Origin of the sequence: Nisaea acidiphila (genome assembly GCF_024662015.1) — a bacterium.
GTDB lineage: Bacteria > Pseudomonadota > Alphaproteobacteria > Thalassobaculales > Thalassobaculaceae > Nisaea > Nisaea acidiphila.
The window spans coordinates 4,709,441-4,725,757 of the sequence record NZ_CP102480.1 but is presented as its reverse complement, the minus strand read 5'-3'; the positions used below and the strand labels follow the sequence as shown (position 1 = coordinate 4,725,757).

The following is a 16,317-nucleotide window of genomic DNA, read 5'->3' as shown; positions in this document are numbered from 1 at the left end:
AAGCATTCCTCTCCAGTTGATGCACATATGCGGAAATGCTCCCCAAATGCGGATAGGGAGCCTCGCGCATAACGCTCAATATAGCTGCAATTGTCGATATAACTGTAGCGGCGGTTTTGCGTGGGACGAATTCTCATTGTTGACGACGATCCCTTCTACCGGGAAGGCATCAAAAGAGTCGCCGGAAGGGTCTATGAGATCGAAACCGCAGCGAGCGGGGCTGAGGGTCTGCATCTTCTACGGCACAACGGTCCCTTTTCTGTCGTCGTTAGCGACCAGAAAATGGTCGGCATGAGCGGAATCGAGTTTCTGTCGCGGGCGCGCGAGTTCGCCCCGCAAACCGTGCGCATCATGTTGACGGGGTATATGAACCGGGACGTTCTGGAAGCCTCGATACGCGAGGCAGAGGTGACACATTTTCTTGAGAAACCGCTCGCCACGGACGATTTCCTGGATTGCCTCGCGGCTTACGCTTTGCCCCTTGAGCAGCCGATCGAAACAAGCCGTGGGAACATTGAGCCCGCCGTTGACACGTTGATTTATCGCGCGACGGGGGCCGAAATCTGGGCTGGTCCGAGCTCGGTCGGACTGGACCCAAGCATAAACGCGGACATTCTTGCGGCACCAGCAGAGCCCTCCGTTCTCGCCCGACACATAGAGACGCGAGGTTCAACTATCGATACTGAGGAGAAAGACGATGAAAGGTGAGATTTTTGTCGCGTTCGTCGATCTGGTCGAAAATGAGTTCGGACTTGAGGTTGCCGATGCCGTTCTCAGCCATCCTTCGTTGGCTAGCGGCGGCAGCTACAGCCGCACGGGTACCTATCCGCACTCCGAAATGGTGACCCTTGTCGTCGCGCTTACGGAGCGGACCGGCGCGAGCGCGAGCGCGCTGCAGCGGACTTTCGGACAGTTCCTTTTCTCGGATTTGATGCGTTCGCACACCCGACACGCAGAAGCGTTCAAAGACTGTTTCTCACTTATTCAGGCGATCCACGGTACAATTCACAACCACGTACGCGTCCTGTACCCCGATGCAAGCCTTCCGACGATAAGTGTCACGACCGAAGGCGCCGACGTGTTGACGGTTAAATACAGCTCGGAACGAGGCTTCGCACACGTTTGCCACGGACTTATCGAGGGCTGCATCGATCATTTCGGCGAAAGCATTTCCATCGAGGCGGCGTTGCCGGGCGATGAACCATTGATCAACGAAGCCAGTTTCCGTTTGACGCGTAGCAACTGACGCAGGACACGACATGGAAAGCCCGAACACCATGGATCCAGCCGCATACGCCGAACTGCTGCAGCGGAAACTGGATCGAGAAATCAAGGCGCGCGAAGAAGCCGAACAGGTTCTTGAAACGAAAAGCCTTGAGCTGTTCCACGCCCGCGAATTCGCCGAGCGTAATTTGCGCATGCTCAAGGAAACCCTCTCGATCATGAGGGACGGTTTCGCGATCCTCGGAATGGATTGCGAAATGGTGTTCTGGAACGCGGCCGTTCTCAATCATCTGGAGATCACGCCCAAAACGGACATCAAGGATCAGTCCTTGACCGACCTCATTAAAGCTTGCGAGCCAGTCCAGGTCCGCGGCGAACACGGCGATATTATAAACGGCGATGAGGGGATCCTGCAGACAATATTGGACCAGGGGGTCGTCGAATTGACGATGAGGGACGGCAGAATCCTTGTGATCAAATCGGAACCGCTTTCCTCTATGGGACGTCCGATCAATATCCGCGATATCTCTTCCCGCCGGCAACTAGAGCAGCAGTTGATGGTTGCTAACAAGCAGGAGGCCCTCGGCACGCTCGCCGGCGGTATCGCGCACGAAATCAACACGCCGACCCAATACATCTCGGACAATTTGCGGTTCCTCCAAGACGGGTTCGAGGATGTGCTCGGAGCCTTCGATGCCGTGTCCGAAAAAATCGAAAGCGTGCCTGAGCACACGGAAGCGCTCGCCGGTATTTCCGATCAGTTCGACATCGAATTTCTCCGCGAGGAGGTGCCGCGTGCGATTCAGCAGGCGCTCGAAGGAACCAGCCAGATCGCGAGCATTGTTAACGCTGTGCGTCTCTACAGCCATCCGAGCGGCGAAAAGCGGGAGCCCGCAAACATCGTCGACCTAATTTCAAGCGCCACGGTGATCTCCAGAAACGAGTGGAAATATGTGGCTACTCTCGAATTCGAGCCGCCGAACGACATCCCGCTTGTCCCGGTACGATCTGACGGCATCAAGCAAGTGCTGCTGAATCTGATCGTGAATTCCGCCCAAGCCATAGCGGAAAGCCGGGATCAGAACGCGGCCATAGCGGATCGCATCAGGGTTGAGGTCGGCGCTGACGAACGGGAAGTTTCGATCGTGATTGAAGACACTGGTCCCGGCGTTCCGGAGGAGCTAATCGATCGGATTTTTGATCCTTTCTTCACGACAAAGGCTCCCGGCAAGGGGACCGGGCAGGGCCTAGCGATTTGCCAGCGCATCATTGTCGAAGAGCACCAAGGCACCTTCGAATATCACCAGAGCGAGCTCGGCGGCGCCGGTTTCCGGATTGCTTTGCCTTTGGCCTGACTTCGCTCCCAATATCCTCCGGCATGTGAAATGACGAAGCGCTGACGCAGGTCCAGGCGTTAGTGTTTTCGGAAATGTCACGCGGTGACTCCGCAGGAACTCAAGGGAGCGGCCGGATCAGGTCCGGCCGAACAAAAACCATGAAGCAATTCAAAGTTGCCGCCGTCCCCGGCGACGGAATCGGCCCGGAAGTAATCGATGCAGGCGTGGAGGTTCTCCAGGCTGTGGCTGCGACGGAACCCGGCTTCGCTCTAGATTTCGAGCATTTCCCTTGGGGTGGCGACTATTACCGTGCGCACGGGGAAATGATGCCCGAGGACGGTGTCGACACCCTGCGTGCGTTCGACGCCATCCTTTTCGGATCGGCCGGCGACCCGAAGATTCCGGACCACGTCACGCTTTGGGGCCTGCGCCTGAAGATCTGCCAGACCTTGGACCAATATGCGAACGTCCGCCCTGCCCGGCTGCTCCCGGGAATTACCGGCCCGCTCGCGAATGTCGGATCGGAAGAGCTGGACTGGGTCATCGTGCGGGAGAATTCCGAGGGTGAATATGCCGGCGCCGGCGGCCGGGTCCATGTCGGATTGCCGGAGGAAGTCGGTCTCGACGTCGCCATATTTACCCGCCCCGGCGTGGAGCGAATCCAGCGCTTCGCTTTCGAACTCGCACGTTCCAGACCCCGCAAGAAACTCACGCTGGTCACGAAATCCAATGCCCAGCGACACGGCATGGTGTTCTGGGACAGCATCTTCGAACGGATTCGCGGCGACTATCCGGATGTCGAGACCGATAAGATGCTGGTCGACGCGATGACCACGCGCATGGTGCTGGATCCCAAGAGCCTCGACACCATCGTCGCGACCAATCTGCATGCGGATGTACTCTCCGATCTCGCCGCAGCCCTGACCGGCTCGCTCGGAATTGCGCCGACCGGCAACCTCCGGCCGGAACGCGACATGCCGTCAATGTTCGAGCCGATCCACGGTTCGGCCTTCGACATTACCGGCAAGGGCGTTGCCAATCCGATCGGCACGTTCTGGAGCAGCGCCATGTTGCTCGACCATCTCGGGGAACGGGCTGCAGCCGGCAGATTGATGGCCGCGATTGAACGTGTGACTGCCGAAGGCAACGTACTTCCGCGCGATCTCGGCGGGAAGGCCACGACTCGCGAGGTGACCGACGCGGTGCTTTCGTCGCTCTCGCGAGGAAACGCCTGATCGGAACTGCCTGACGCTTGCCGTCAGCGGATGATCAGCCCTTGGCCTGTCGGCAAGAGCAGAATGTTTGCTCCGCTCCGGGTCGCCCAGTCGTCGATCGCGGACTTCTGCGACACGTGAGCCTGCGACCCGTAATCGTCCAGCACGACCGGTGCGCCCGGCGATAGCAATGGCCAGAAATGCTCGAGAGCGGCGACTTCGGGATATGCGATATTCATGTCGACATGAAGGAATGCCACAGCGCCAAAAGGAACGGTTTCCAGGCTCTCGGGAACCTTTCCTTTGACGACCTCGACATTCGGGAAGTCTTTGAAGCTCTCGAGTACCAAGGAGTAACTGTCGAAATAATGCCGCTGGTTTTTGCTTTCGCTCAAAGCGACTTCATCGTCAGCGGCCTGGTCCAAGGGAACGCCCGCGAATGTATCGAAAAGGTAGAACGTCTTCTCTGCCGTACCGAAATCGCAGTATTCAGCAACCGCCCGGGACGTGATTCCCGTACTCACACCACATTCGACAAAGTCTCCCGCGAGGCTAAGTGCCTGCGTCGCAGCCCAGCAGCAGATATAGACCCGCCATTCGATGTGAAGGTGTTCCGGCGGACAGATGCGATGCCCCGTATTGGCCCCGGCCGAATAGGCTTCCCGGAACTTTTCCGACGACAGGAAAGACGAAGAATGCTCGGTCCGCAGTCCGTCAGCATCGAAGGACACAGGCATCGTTACTCGTGACCTGCCGTCCTGATCCTTGATGAGGCGGCGTCCATCCGCCAACGGAAACTCGATATTGTATCGAGGACCGATACTTTGACCCGACACCAACTCCTCCTCGGACTATCACCGTAGGTAAATATTATAGACAATCAGTTTCCGCTTGGACTGCGGCGCGGCGAAGGTCTCGACACCATGGAAAGATCTGTCGGTGCGGGGAAACATGAAAACCGTATTCGGCAGAAACGGCACCGTACCGACGAGTTCGAACTCGTCACGGGCATGGTGTCCGCTGGAACTATATTGGCGATCGGGGAATTTGGGCTCGTACAATGACGTTCCGAATTCCGACAAACTGTCATCGTCCGGAAGGTAGATCAAAAGGGTCAATAGTTTGTAGTCGATATCTGTATGCGGCCCGAGTTCGTAGCTGCTCTGGTCTTCCAGGAGACGAAGGTCGAGTACAATGTTGCCACTCCCTGGAGCATTAATGCGAGGCGCCAGAATCGATTGGAACTTGCCGAATGCCACTTTCGCAAACGCGGGGCTGCATAACGCATCCCTGAGTCCGCGCCAAAAGTCTTGGCAATGCGTCGGAAGAAGCTCCAGATGCTGATCTTCCAGCCGCAGTTCCCGACGTTTTGGATATTTGTCGTCCTTAATGGCCGAGAGCGGCTCAAAATACTTCTCTTCCGGCCAGTTGGCTTTAATCGCCGCCAGATCCTCAATCGAAAAGAACCGTTCGACAATGGCATGTTCGAACGGATCCGGACGGACCTCAGAGTTCAATACAGATTCTAATATACTATCCCTGTCGATCGCCGCCGTTACGCTCATCTGCCTTCCATGATCCTTCTTCCGCACTTCAAGAGTGCCGCATGTTCCGCTGTATCCAGACTCACCAACCGGGCAAGAAATTCGGCTTCCCCAGGTTCATCCTCGTCTTTGGTTCCACATCCGAGAGCCCAACGAAACAATCCTAAACAGGCCTGGTCAAAATGGGGCCAGAATTTTTCCGTCGGCTCTCCTATCTCCGCCTTTATGAAGTCGGTTATGCCGGTCCGAAACGCCTCAGTCAGTCGGGAGAACTCCGGGGAAAGGAAGATCCACGGGACATGCTCGGGATCTCTCGTGCGCACCGCGCTGGCGCTCCAGCTCGTATCATGCATTTCACGCAGATAATGCAGTTCGTCGATGACCGGGTTCTTTCCCTTGAGGACGCAGATACAGGTCAGGAGGTACTGCCAGTACGTGACATCCCTGGAATAACGAAGCGTATGCTCAACAGCCTCCATGAGTTCAGTTCGCCGATGCACCGCGTAGAGCGTGGCGCAATAATTCTCAAGAAGCAGAACCAGCCGCATCAACGGATTACTCTCGCATCGCGAGCGACGGCTGTATCCGACGGGTGCGATTTCCGTCCGCCCGTCCTGCTGACGAACCTCGACACGTGCCATTCGACCTTGGCAGAGGACGGAATCCGGCTGGTTTTCAAGATGCGCCACGCATTTGACTAACCCGGGCATGATGACGAAATCGTCATCGGCGTGCAGCATCACGTACTCGTCGGCAAGACACTCCGCAGCATCGTTGATTCGCTCCAGAAAGTGTATTTCCGGATCCTGGCGACGGTGTTCGATATCGAGAACACGAGAGAATTCCAGCGATACCGGCCTGCACTCGCTTTGTTGCGCGCGGCTATGGTCCGCGACCAGGATTCGCCCCGAGTAACCGCTCTCGGCAAGGTGCCCGAGTGCTCGGCGCAACAACCCGCTTCTGCTTTCGACGGTCGGAATGATGAGTGCAGGATAGCGCATGAGAATCGACAGAGCGGCAAAGAATTGGAATCAACTCCTTATCAGATGAGTAGAGTTTATCAGAGGAAGATTTTTTGAAGCGCGGAGCAGGAAATGCTCCATCCTGCCGATACCGCGGGCAACAAAATCGGCGAACCACGACGAAATTCGCCATCTTCAGATGCAGTCAACAAATCCCATTGACGTCGCTCTCCGCTGCCGTTACCTATCCCGCCCTGCTGGCCCGGTGGCAGAGTGGTGATGCAGAGGACTGCAAATCCTTGTACGTCGGTTCGATTCCGGCCCGGGCCTCCAGCTTCCAAATCCTGAAATTATCGATCCTGAGCGTGAAAATCGGCGGATTTCCGCTGCGGAACGCTCGCATCATCCGATTTTGTCAAACTGTCACGTTTCGGGTTTGCACTCGCGGAAAAGCACTGCTATATACCGCCTCCTCGTCGGGGCAAACGTCTCGGCGGGCCGCTGATCCCCGGTAGCTCAGCGGTAGAGCAAGCGGCTGTTAACCGCTTGGCCGGCGGTTCGAATCCGTCCCGGGGAGCCAATTGCAAAACGGTCGGAGCCTTGCTCCGGCCGTTTTTATTTTACCTTCCCCCAAGCCAGACAGAACATTGCCGGAGCACGTGTTTCCGGCGACGATTGACGCTCCCTCAACCGCCGGAACGGCCCACCATGCTGTCGGACATCCGTATCATCGAGATCGAGGCCCTTGGGCCCGCCCCTTTCGCCGCAATGCTGCTGGCGGATCTCGGGGCCGACGTGATCACCGTGCACCGCAAAGAGAGCTCGGACGTGCCCGGTAAAGGAGAAAGCAATCTGCTGGACCGGGGCAAGCGCTCCATTGCACTCGACCTGAAGGCGCCGGACGATCTTGCGGTACTAAAAAAACTGCTGCGAACCGCCGACGGCCTGATCGAGGGTTTCCGCCCGGGCGTGATGGAGCGGCTCGGCCTTGGCCCCGAGATTTGCCTCGAGATCCAGCCAAGTCTCGTCTATGGGCGCATGACCGGCTGGGGACAGAGCGGCCCAAAGGCCGCCGAGGCCGGGCACGATCTCAACTATATCGCCCTTTCCGGTGCGCTCTGGTATGCCTCGCCCCCGGGGCAGGCTCCCTTCCCGCCTCCAACTCTGGTGGGAGATATCGGCGGCGGAGCTCTCTATCTTGCCGTTGGAATGCTGAGCGGTCTCCTGAAGGCGCGCCGCACCGGCACCGGGACGGTCGTCGATGCGGCGATCGTCGACGGTTCCGCCCATATGATGAACCTGCTGATGTCGCTCCGTGCGTCGGGCGCCTTTGAGAGCGCGCGCGGGCAGAGCCTGCTGGACGGACCGCACTGGAGCCGCTGCTACCTCTGCCGCGACGATACTTATCTATCGGTTCAGTGCCTTGAGCCGAAATTCTACAGAATCTTTCTCGAGCGACTGGGCCTTGCGGACGACCCTGAGTTCTCGCAACAGTTCGATCGTGACTGTTGGCCGGCCTTGAACGAGCGTCTCGAGGCGCTGTTCAGGACCGCGCCGCGATCCCATTGGGTTTCGCTGTTTGCCGGAAGCGACGCCTGTGTCGGCCCGGTACTGACACCGGAGGATGCCGCGGCGGACCCGCACATGGCAGCGCGCAGCGTCTGGTTGGATGCCGGCGGACGGCTGCAGGCAAGAAGCGCGCCGCGCTTCGACGGCAAGGAGCCCCCGAGACCCGGCCCGAGCCCGGTGCGGGGCGCACATGGCGCGGAAATTCTGGCCGAGCTCGCCCAGTTGCCGGACTAGTGCTAAACCGCCGCTTTCGGCCAGAACCGGCCTGCATCCAGAAATCGGTTCCAGGCGTCCTGAATCTCCCTGTTGGCCTGTACCATCTCCGCACCGTGCCAGCCGATGACCACACCTGCCGCCTTCGCCAGCGACTGCGCTTGGGTGCCGTGATTTGCTTCGAGCAAAGCCGCGAGCTGATGCGCCGAAACCGCGTAATCATTGGCGTAGCCGAGCAAATTCTGGAGTCGGGCTGCCGCCTTCGAAAAAACCTTGGCCTTCTTTGCATCGAACAGAGAGGCGAAGAACTCCGACGCGTATCGCATCTTCTTCATCTCCAGACGAAGCTCGTGGAGCGCTTCCGTCGGTCCATTGAACGCTTTGCGCCCCATCTTTCGCACCTTCCGGAACCGCTTTTCCAGCCGGGAGGCTGCAAACTCCTCGCTCCGCGCAAGATGGTCCAGCCCTCTATTGCCGACGCCGCTCGACAAGCTCTCTATCAGAAGGCCAAGATCGAATTGCAAGGCGGTGAAACGGGCCGAGGCCACGGCCGCCCGGGCATCCCTGTATCCGATTTCCTGTCGGGCCTCGGCCAATCCCCGAAGTTCCTTTAGCGCGGGAATCTCCGCACCGAGCGCGCGCTCGACGGGGAGATGCAGGTCATCGATATAAACATCCCATTCCCGGGCCTCGCCCAACGCGGTCGCAAGCCATTTGGCTTCCGCGCGAACGCGCTCCGTCAGCACGGGTTCGCCGAACGCGCGGAACATCCCGAGCGCCGCCCGCATGCGCCTGAGAGCGACCCGCATCTGGTGCGGCCCCTCGGGATCCATGCTCTCCAGAATAGCCGCCTCATTCGCGGCGACCTGCACCTGGCAGGCCTTCAAAATCGACACTGCCGCCTCGTTAATTCGAGTTCCTCGGGTGAGCGCCGGCCTGATGCCTCTAACCGGTTTCGGTTCAGGCGGCGACGTCAGTTGTTCGGCCCTGAGCGCCTTGCCGCGATACTCGATACGGACCGGAACGGTGCGGTGAATAGCACTGGCAAGTTCGAACAGTACCGCAGGCTCACCCTCCTTAAGCTCCAGTTCGAGCTCCGAGATCGGCACCGACCGGTTCCCGGAACGAACTTCCCCGAGATCGAGATCCGCGGAGACGAGAGCCTCACCAAAATCCCCCTTGAAACGCACCTCGCGGCTCACGCGCCTGAAGTCGGTGACGAAACGCGTCTCCAGCCGGTCCCAGAGCCCATTACGCGTCAGAAACTCACGCGTTCCGGCGTGATGAATCAAATCGAGCACGGGGTGCTCTTCCCGAACCCACCCCTCGATTTCAATTCTCTCTGCGACACCTGCCTGCCACCCGCTGCCAATCTTCAGCGTTTGCACGAAACGCTGTCCTATTTGCCGGATGCGCAAATTCATTCCCGCGGCGGCGAGCGCTCCATCCGGCGTGTCGTAATATGTCGACCTTAGATGCATGCTTCTGGCGCGGCCGACGCCAGATCCGACTAGGAGTGGCAGACGTTTCAGCCTGTTCTGGGACTTTTCGGGAACTGCGAGGCGCAGCTCCGATTCCTTGGGCGCCGCGGTGGATTTACTCTTCATACAAGTTCCTTCGGCGTCACAAATCGGGTCAATGTTCCGATACCGGGGGCTATCGCCGACCACGATTCGATCCGTAGGTCGATAAGCGCGAGCGCACCGGTCGGAAACTTCTCCAGAACGCGCGCCATCTGTTCGCCCGCCTGCCCTTGACAGAGAGAGGCCGTCAGCCGCTCGAGACCCGGATTATGTCCGATCATCAGGATCGTGCCGGCATTGTCGCTGACCTCGGAGAGCGTCTTGTAAAGCTGACCGATTCCCGCCTCGTATATCGCGGCCGTTTCCTCAAACGCCGTACTCTGCGGAAGGTTGGGCCGAATGGCCTCCCAGGTTTGCAGGGTTCTCTTTGCGGCGGAACAAAGGACAAGGTCGGGCGCGACGTTTTCCTGTTTCAGAAACAGTCCGATCACGTGCGCCGCACGCTCGCCGCGCCTGTTCAGCGGACGGTCGAAATCGTCCAGTCCCGGCCGGCTCCAGCTGGACTTGGCATGCCGTAGGAGAATCAGAGACTTCGCCACTTTCCGGTCCCCGTGCCAAAGGCGGATTTGAGCGCGAGCCTAACACACCTACTTCGTGAGTGCCGCTCCGTTCGATGCGGCTGAACAGTCGCAATAAGCCATTTAGATCGGTTTTCCCTTTAAATTTCCGGCGTTAAATTGACAGCGGCCAATGGGGCGGCCAAGGTCGATCTTCAACTGGGCCATGCCCACGGATATATCGACCCAGGTACGCAGATGAGCGCAGATACCTTCCCGCCACCTTCGGCGCTTCGCGACCTGGATAGGACCGCGGATGAAAGCTCAGGAAACGGTCAAATAGCCGTTCGCGAGGCGCAGCCAGACGATGTCGATTCGCTTGCGCTCCTCGCCCAGGAACTCTTGGCTTTCTATGGTTTGCCGGCGCGCAATCAGCGCTCCTACATGGCCCATGTCATGACCGCCGAACTTTTTGAGCGTGAGAGCAATCTGAAAATCCTGGTCTCGGAGACCATGGGAACGGTAAGCGGCTTCCTTGCCTATACGGAGGTCTTCGCCTTCGCCAGCTGTCAGCGAAGTTTTTTCATCCAGGATCTTTTCGTAACGCGGAAAGCGCGCTCCTCCGGCGTCGGAGCCGCGCTTATGGGCGAATTGCTCCGCCTCGCGGATGAAACGAACGTTGCCCAGATCGACTGGACCGCCGATCCTTGGAACGAAAAGGCGGTCGCTTTCTACGAGAAACTCGGCCCGCTTCTGAAGAGCGACAAAATCCTCTACCGCCTGGCCGGCCCTGCCTTGCGGCAATCTGTGCTCGATCAGAAACGGTGAATTCCGCGCGATCCGCACCGACGTGCGGGAACGCACTGGTAACCATAAGACCGGATCACTAAGTTCGTCCGGCAATCACCCGTATGCGAGAGCGGAGAAGAAGAATGCAAATTCGCGATGGCTTCGTAGGTACGATCGGCAATACCCCGCTGATCAAATTGAAGCGCGCGTCGGAGGAAACCGGCTGCACGATTCTCGGCAAGGCCGAATTTCTCAATCCAGGCGGGTCCGTGAAGGATCGCGCGGCGCTTGCAATTATCCGTGACGCCGAAGAACGCGGCGCGCTCCGCCCCGGCGGCGTCATTGTCGAAGGCACCGCCGGAAATACCGGCATCGGCCTCGCCCTTGTCGGCAACGCGCTCGGCTACCGCTCGGTCATCGTCATGCCGGAGACCCAGAGCCAGGAAAAGAAGGACATGCTACGTCTCGTCGGCGCGGATCTTCGTCTCGTCCCGGCCGTTCCCTACAAGGACCCGAACAACTACGTCCGTTATTCCGGCCGCCTTGCCGAGGAAATCGCCGCCAGCGAGCCGAGTGGCGCGATCTGGGCGAACCAGTTCGACAATGTCGCCAACCGCAAAGGCCACTATGAGACGACTGGACCGGAGATCTGGGATCAGACCGACGGCAAGGTCGACGGCTTCATCTGCTCGGTCGGAAGCGGCGGGACGATCGGCGGCGTCAGCTTGGCGCTGAAGGAACGCAATCCCGACATCAAGATCGGCCTCGCCGATCCGATGGGCTCCGCAATCTTCAATTACTACGCCCATGGCGAGCTGAAGTCCGAAGGCGGTTCCATTACCGAAGGTATCGGCCAGGGCCGGATCACCGCGAATCTGGAAGGCATCACGGTCGACGAACCGTTCCAGGTTACAGACGAGGAAGCGCTTGATGTGATCTTCAAGCTGTTGATGGAAGAGGGCCTCTGCATGGGCGGGTCGACCGGAATCAATGTCGCCGGCGCCGTGAAGCTGGCGAACAAGATGGGTCCGGGCCACACCATCGTCACTGTGCTCTGCGACTGGGGGCACCGCTACCAGACGAAAATCTTCAATCCGGCCTTCCTGAAGGAAAAAGGCCTGCCGACGCCGTATTGGCTCGAATAGACGCACCGCCCTGGGAGGAAAAGATGGATTACGTGAACCCGCAGGCTCTCGTTTCGACCGAGTGGCTGGCAGCAAATCTCGACAACACATCCGTCAAGATTCTCGATGCGAGCTATCACTTGCCGAATGTCGATCGGAACGCCGACGAGGAATATCGCGAGAAGCATATTCCCGGAGCGGTCCGTTTCGACATCGACGATGTAAAGGATCCATCCAATCCCCTGCCCCATATGATCCCGGACGCGGAGACTTTCGCGTCCAAGGTTGGGGTGCTCGGAATTTCAAGCGGCGACCACGTCGTCGTGTACGACGCCTATGGGATGATGAGCGCCGCCCGCGTCTGGTGGATGTTCCGGCTCTTCGGGCACGATCGGGTCTCCGTTCTTAACGGAGGGCTTCCGAAATGGCTCGCGGAAAGCCGCTCCGTCTCGAGCGGAACGGAAAGCCTGCCCGCCGCCATTTTCTCCGCGAGTTTCCGCCCTGAACTCGTTACCGACGTTCCTGCTTTGCTCGGCAATATCGAAAGCCGGGAACGCGTCGTGATCGATGCCCGCGCGGCCGAGCGCTATGCGGGTACCGCCCCGGAACCTCGCGCCGGACTGCGCAGCGGCCATATCCCTGGGAGCCTGAGCCTGCCATTCGGCAATCTGCTCGCAGCCGACAAGACCCTGCTCCCGGCGGACGAACTGAAGAAACGTTTTGTGGACGATCTCGGTCTCGACCTGTCCCAGCCGGCCGCGACCACATGCGGCTCCGGTGTTACGGCCTGCGTCCTGTCGCTCGGTCTCTATCTGCTCGGCAAGGAAGACGTCGCTGTCTATGACGGCTCCTGGAGCGAATGGGGCGGCCATCCGGAGACGCCCGTCGAAGCCGGCTGAAACGGGTAAGGACAAATGGCACTGGATATCCGACCGATCGCCGATGGCGACACACCCGCCGTCGTCGCGCTTTGGAACGCGGCCGGTCTCACGGTCCCGCATAACGACCCTTACGAAGACATCCGTTTCTGCCAGCGAAGCGTGAATGCCGAGATCCTGCTTGGCTTCGACGGCGACAGACTGGCTGCGGCCGCCATGGTGGGGCATGACGGGCACCGGGGCTGGTATTATTACGTCGGCGTAGATCCCGCGATCCACGGTGGCGGCCATGGCCGCGAAATCATGGGCGCTGCGGAGAACTGGCTGATCGGCCGGGGCGTCGGCAAGGCGCAGCTCATGATCCGCTCCACCAACAGCAAGGTCAAAGCCTTCTACGAGCGGCTCGGTTACGTCGAGGAAGACCGTCTGGTGATGGCCAAGCGCTTCCGTCCGGTTCCCGACTGGAAAATCGGAGCGGTGAGCACCCAGGTCATCCATCTGGAAATGAAAACACCTCCTGACCGGGCGAAAGCGCGGCCGCCGGAAACCGGTCGCACGGTGACGCTGGAACGTATCGGCATCCCGACGACCCGCTTCTATCGCTATCTCTATGACGGCGTCGGCGGAGACTGGTTCTGGGTTTCCCGCAGGATCATGGATGACGAGAGCCTGGCCCAGACGCTATCGCGAGAGGGCGCCGAGTATCATCTGCTCCGGGTCGACGGCGAGCCGGCGGGATATTGCGAGCTGGAACGCTCCGCCGACGGCAAGGAGACCGAGCTTTCCTATTTCGGATTGCTGCCGGACTTCATCGGGCTCGGGCTCGGCCGGTATTTCATCGACGCGGCCATCGATCTCGCCTGGGGCCCGGAGACTGAACGGGTCTGGGTACATACTTGCGATCTGGATCATCCGCGCGCCATCGGGAACTATATGCGCGCTGGATTCGTACCTGTCGCCCGGGAAACGGAGATCCTTCCCGATCCGCGCGATGCCGGGTTCTCCGCGCCGCCGGCCGAAGCGGATCGCGGTCATGCAGCCGACAGCCTTTACCGGGATGCGGCGGGTTTGGCCACACTGCCCGATCTGACAAAGAGGCAGGAATAGACGAAGGGCGCGTGCGATCTCTTGCGACGCGCCCTCCTCCCTAGGGGTCCCCCTCCGTCCCCCCACTAGCGGTTTCCTTAGTGCGCCAGGATCTGGCTCAGGAACAGCTTGGTCCGGTCGGACCGCGGATTGGTGAAGAACTCCTCCGGCGTGTTCTGCTCGACGATCTCACCGTAATCCATGAAGATCACCCGATCGGCGACACGCTTGGCGAAGCCCATTTCGTGGGTCACCACGAGCATGGTCATGCCGCTGTCGGCGAGTTCGACCATCACGTCGAGCACTTCGGAAATCATTTCCGGATCGAGCGCCGATGTCGGCTCGTCGAACAGCATGATCTGCGGGTTCATGCAGAGCGAACGGGCGATCGCCACGCGCTGCTGCTGACCGCCGGAAAGCTGCCCCGGATACTTCCCGGCCTGCTCAGGGATCTTCACCCGACGGAGAAACTCCATCGCGCGGTCCTCTGCTTCGGCCTTCGGCGTCTGCTTGACCCAGATCGGCGCCAGCGTGCAGTTCTCCAGCACCGTCAGGTGCGGGAACAGGTTGAAGCTCTGGAACACCATGCCGACATCGCTGCGGATCGCGTCGATGTTCTTCAGGTTATTGTCCAGGGTCACCCCGTTGACGATGATATCTCCGCCCTGATGCTCTTCCAGACGGTTGATGCACCGGATGAGCGTCGACTTGCCGGAACCGGACGGGCCGCAGATGACGATCTTCTCGCCCTGATAGACGGAGAGATTGATGTCCTTCAGGACGTGGAACTCTCCGTACCACTTGTTCACCCCGAGAAGTTCGATGACGACCTCGTCACCTTTGGTCGACTTGTGTGGGGAGATGGTTTCAACCTGAGCGTCCATGCTCATGTTCTTTACTCCTTGTTCGATGCGCTGCGTCGGTGGCCGGGAGGCCCGGAATTACTTCCGGACCTGCCCTGCTCCGAGCGTGCGTTCGAGGTGCTGGCTGTATTTCGACATGATGAAACAGAGGACGAAGAACAGACAGGCACCGAAGAAGAGCGGTTCTGTGTGCAGACCGTTCCATTGCGGGTTCAGGCTGACGGCCTTCAGCATCAGCAGAAGGTCGTAGAGGCCGACGATGGAGACCAGGGTCGTATCCTTCAGGAGCCCGATGAAGCTGCCGACGATATTCGGGATCATCAGCTTCAGCGCCTGTGGCATGACGATGAGGGTCATCATCTTCCAATAGTTCAACCCAAGGGCCTGAGCGGCCTCGTACTGTCCCTTCGGAATTGCCTGCAGCCCTCCGCGCACCGTTTCCGCCATATAGGCCGAGGAAAAGATGCAGACCGCGATGATCGCCTGAACGATCTTCACCGGATTGATCTGCTCCGGCAGGAACAACGGAACCATCGTCACCGCCATGAAGAGCACGGTGATCAGCGGCACCGAGCGGAACAGCTCAATGAAGGCCACGCAGAACACACGGATGATCGGCATCTTCGAACGCCGTCCGAGTGCCAGCACGATACCCGCCGGCAAGGAGACCGCGATCCCGATGCCGGAAATCACCAGGGTGACGAACAGGCCGCCCCAGAGATTGGTCGACTGCCCCTCGAGCTGCCAACCCGACTGCCATGCGAAGACCGCGACGAGCAGCACCACGAACGCGCCGATCACCGGGTACTTCTGGACATTGTCCGCCTTGGAGGCGAAGCCCGAGACATTGACGATCGTGTCCCAGAGCGAACGCCCCGTGGACAGGCACAGCAGGACATGCGCCCAGGAGAAGATGAAGGAGGCAATCGCAACGGAGACCATCAGCTGCAGGAACAGCCCCTTCTCGCCCCCGGCAAAGAGATAGCCGAGCAGGAACGGGGAAATGATGATCGCCGAGGCGCCGATAGCCATCTTGCCCGTGACCCGCGGAAACCAGAACGGTGCCATCCAGACGATGAGCGTTCCGAAGGCCAGATTGACCCGCCAGATTTCGTCATCCGGATAGCGCCCGTAGATGAAATTCTTCATCCAGTGCGAGACACCGGCCCAGCAGGCGCCCGAGAGTCCGACCTTGTCGAGACATTCCCGGCGGGATTCGGCTTCCCAGACGGCGTTGATGAAAGCCCACTCGACAGTGTTCGAAACCACGACCCAGATCACATAGAGCGACAGAAGGGTGAGAACGCTGTTCAGCGGGCTGCTGAACAGGTTCTTGCGGACCCAGCCGACGACGCCAACGGTGTTCGGCGGCGGCGGCAGGCTCGGCTTCGGTTTGAACGTTACTTCGGAGGCGGATGCGTCAAGATTTGTCAT

General features: G+C 59.5%; 16 protein-coding genes and 2 tRNA genes. 11 read left to right on the top strand and 7 right to left on the bottom strand.

Annotation, left to right across the window (positions count from 1 at the left end):
* Positions 1 to 120: 120 nt before the first annotated feature.
* From NUH88_RS22145 to NUH88_RS22130, 4 genes are all read left to right on the top strand, one after another.
* On the top strand, positions 121 to 708 hold the full coding sequence (locus NUH88_RS22145; RefSeq protein ID WP_257769065.1) for a response regulator: 588 nt from the start codon (positions 121 to 123) through the stop codon (positions 706 to 708).
* Positions 698 to 1,246 carry a heme NO-binding domain-containing protein gene (locus NUH88_RS22140; protein ID WP_257769063.1) on the top strand — a complete coding sequence of 183 codons (549 nt, stop codon included), beginning with the start codon at positions 698 to 700 and terminating at the stop codon, positions 1,244 to 1,246. The genes NUH88_RS22145 and NUH88_RS22140 overlap by 11 nt, the downstream gene beginning before the upstream one ends.
* Positions 1,247 to 1,259: 13 nt before the next feature.
* Positions 1,260 to 2,579, top strand: coding sequence for a sensor histidine kinase (locus NUH88_RS22135; protein WP_257769062.1), 1,320 nt, complete (start codon positions 1,260 to 1,262; stop codon positions 2,577 to 2,579).
* A gap of 140 nt (positions 2,580 to 2,719) precedes the next feature.
* Positions 2,720 to 3,796: a tartrate dehydrogenase gene (locus tag NUH88_RS22130; protein ID WP_257769061.1), complete on the top strand. Its 1,077-nt coding sequence runs from the start codon at positions 2,720 to 2,722 to the stop codon at positions 3,794 to 3,796.
* A gap of 23 nt (positions 3,797 to 3,819) precedes the next feature.
* Here the strand turns inward: NUH88_RS22130 and NUH88_RS22125 are convergent, their stop codons facing one another.
* The 3 genes from NUH88_RS22125 to NUH88_RS22115 are packed head-to-tail and all read right to left on the bottom strand — an operon-like array spanning position 3,820 to position 6,320.
* Complete coding sequence (locus NUH88_RS22125) at positions 3,820 to 4,611, bottom strand: TylF/MycF/NovP-related O-methyltransferase (RefSeq protein ID WP_257769060.1); 792 nt, start codon at positions 4,609 to 4,611, stop codon at positions 3,820 to 3,822.
* 18 nt (positions 4,612 to 4,629) lie between these two features.
* Positions 4,630 to 5,340: a hypothetical protein gene (locus tag NUH88_RS22120; protein ID WP_257769059.1), complete on the bottom strand. Its 711-nt coding sequence runs from the start codon at positions 5,338 to 5,340 to the stop codon at positions 4,630 to 4,632.
* Positions 5,337 to 6,320 carry a TIGR00180 family glycosyltransferase gene (locus NUH88_RS22115; protein ID WP_257769058.1) on the bottom strand — a complete coding sequence of 328 codons (984 nt, stop codon included), beginning with the start codon at positions 6,318 to 6,320 and terminating at the stop codon, positions 5,337 to 5,339. The genes NUH88_RS22120 and NUH88_RS22115 overlap by 4 nt, the downstream gene beginning before the upstream one ends.
* A gap of 220 nt (positions 6,321 to 6,540) precedes the next feature.
* On the opposite strand from NUH88_RS22115, the gene NUH88_RS22110 reads away from it, so the two are divergent.
* The 3 genes from NUH88_RS22110 (at position 6,541) to NUH88_RS22100 (ending at position 8,084) form a co-directional block, all read left to right on the top strand.
* Positions 6,541 to 6,614, top strand: a tRNA-Cys gene (locus tag NUH88_RS22110).
* Between the two features lie 172 nt (positions 6,615 to 6,786).
* Positions 6,787 to 6,861 (top strand) — tRNA-Asn (locus NUH88_RS22105).
* A 128-nt stretch (positions 6,862 to 6,989) separates the two neighbouring features.
* Positions 6,990 to 8,084: a CaiB/BaiF CoA transferase family protein gene (locus NUH88_RS22100; protein WP_257769056.1), complete on the top strand. Its 1,095-nt coding sequence runs from the start codon at positions 6,990 to 6,992 to the stop codon at positions 8,082 to 8,084.
* 2 nt (positions 8,085 to 8,086) lie between these two features.
* Here the strand turns inward: NUH88_RS22100 and NUH88_RS22095 are convergent, their stop codons facing one another.
* Positions 8,087 to 9,670, bottom strand: a complete 1,584-nt coding sequence (locus NUH88_RS22095) for a CYTH and CHAD domain-containing protein (protein WP_257769054.1) — start codon at positions 9,668 to 9,670, stop codon at positions 8,087 to 8,089.
* On the bottom strand, positions 9,667 to 10,185 hold the full coding sequence (locus NUH88_RS22090; RefSeq protein WP_257769053.1) for a SixA phosphatase family protein: 519 nt from the start codon (positions 10,183 to 10,185) through the stop codon (positions 9,667 to 9,669). Before NUH88_RS22090 ends, NUH88_RS22095 begins: the two co-directional genes overlap by 4 nt.
* A gap of 216 nt (positions 10,186 to 10,401) precedes the next feature.
* Between NUH88_RS22090 and NUH88_RS22330 the strand changes: the two genes are divergently transcribed.
* The 4 genes from NUH88_RS22330 (at position 10,402) to NUH88_RS22070 (ending at position 14,041) form a co-directional block, all read left to right on the top strand.
* Positions 10,402 to 10,971, top strand: coding sequence for a GNAT family N-acetyltransferase (locus tag NUH88_RS22330; RefSeq protein WP_372743534.1), 570 nt, complete (start codon positions 10,402 to 10,404; stop codon positions 10,969 to 10,971).
* 104 nt (positions 10,972 to 11,075) lie between these two features.
* Positions 11,076 to 12,077 (top strand): cysteine synthase A, encoded by a 1,002-nt coding sequence (locus NUH88_RS22080; protein ID WP_257769051.1) that lies wholly within the window; start codon positions 11,076 to 11,078, stop codon positions 12,075 to 12,077.
* A 23-nt stretch (positions 12,078 to 12,100) separates the two neighbouring features.
* Positions 12,101 to 12,955, top strand: coding sequence for a 3-mercaptopyruvate sulfurtransferase (gene sseA / locus NUH88_RS22075; protein ID WP_257769050.1), 855 nt, complete (start codon positions 12,101 to 12,103; stop codon positions 12,953 to 12,955).
* A gap of 15 nt (positions 12,956 to 12,970) precedes the next feature.
* Positions 12,971 to 14,041: a GNAT family acetyltransferase gene (locus NUH88_RS22070; RefSeq protein ID WP_257769049.1), complete on the top strand. Its 1,071-nt coding sequence runs from the start codon at positions 12,971 to 12,973 to the stop codon at positions 14,039 to 14,041.
* Between the two features lie 77 nt (positions 14,042 to 14,118).
* Here NUH88_RS22070 and NUH88_RS22065 read toward each other — a convergent pair whose 3' ends face one another.
* Positions 14,119 to 14,910: an amino acid ABC transporter ATP-binding protein gene (locus NUH88_RS22065; protein WP_372743533.1), complete on the bottom strand. Its 792-nt coding sequence runs from the start codon at positions 14,908 to 14,910 to the stop codon at positions 14,119 to 14,121.
* A gap of 51 nt (positions 14,911 to 14,961) precedes the next feature.
* On the bottom strand, positions 14,962 to 16,317 hold the full coding sequence (locus NUH88_RS22060; RefSeq protein WP_257769048.1) for an amino acid ABC transporter permease: 1,356 nt from the start codon (positions 16,315 to 16,317) through the stop codon (positions 14,962 to 14,964).

Coding starts and splice junctions, on each gene's coding strand:
- NUH88_RS22080 (WP_257769051.1), top strand. CDS start 11,076: ATGCAAATTCGCGATGGCTTCGTAGGTACGATCGGCAATACCCCGCTG.
- NUH88_RS22115 (WP_257769058.1), bottom strand. CDS start 6,320: ATGCGCTATCCTGCACTCATCATTCCGACCGTCGAAAGCAGAAGCGGG.
- NUH88_RS22070 (WP_257769049.1), top strand. CDS start 12,971: ATGGCACTGGATATCCGACCGATCGCCGATGGCGACACACCCGCCGTC.
- NUH88_RS22060 (WP_257769048.1), bottom strand. CDS start 16,317: ATGACAAATCTTGACGCATCCGCCTCCGAAGTAACGTTCAAACCGAAG.
- NUH88_RS22130 (WP_257769061.1), top strand. CDS start 2,720: ATGAAGCAATTCAAAGTTGCCGCCGTCCCCGGCGACGGAATCGGCCCG.
- NUH88_RS22135 (WP_257769062.1), top strand. CDS start 1,260: ATGGAAAGCCCGAACACCATGGATCCAGCCGCATACGCCGAACTGCTG.
- NUH88_RS22100 (WP_257769056.1), top strand. CDS start 6,990: ATGCTGTCGGACATCCGTATCATCGAGATCGAGGCCCTTGGGCCCGCC.
- NUH88_RS22065 (WP_372743533.1), bottom strand. CDS start 14,910: ATGAGCATGGACGCTCAGGTTGAAACCATCTCCCCACACAAGTCGACC.
- NUH88_RS22095 (WP_257769054.1), bottom strand. CDS start 9,670: ATGAAGAGTAAATCCACCGCGGCGCCCAAGGAATCGGAGCTGCGCCTC.
- NUH88_RS22120 (WP_257769059.1), bottom strand. CDS start 5,340: ATGAGCGTAACGGCGGCGATCGACAGGGATAGTATATTAGAATCTGTA.
- NUH88_RS22140 (WP_257769063.1), top strand. CDS start 698: ATGAAAGGTGAGATTTTTGTCGCGTTCGTCGATCTGGTCGAAAATGAG.
- NUH88_RS22330 (WP_372743534.1), top strand. CDS start 10,402: ATGAGCGCAGATACCTTCCCGCCACCTTCGGCGCTTCGCGACCTGGAT.
- sseA (WP_257769050.1), top strand. CDS start 12,101: ATGGATTACGTGAACCCGCAGGCTCTCGTTTCGACCGAGTGGCTGGCA.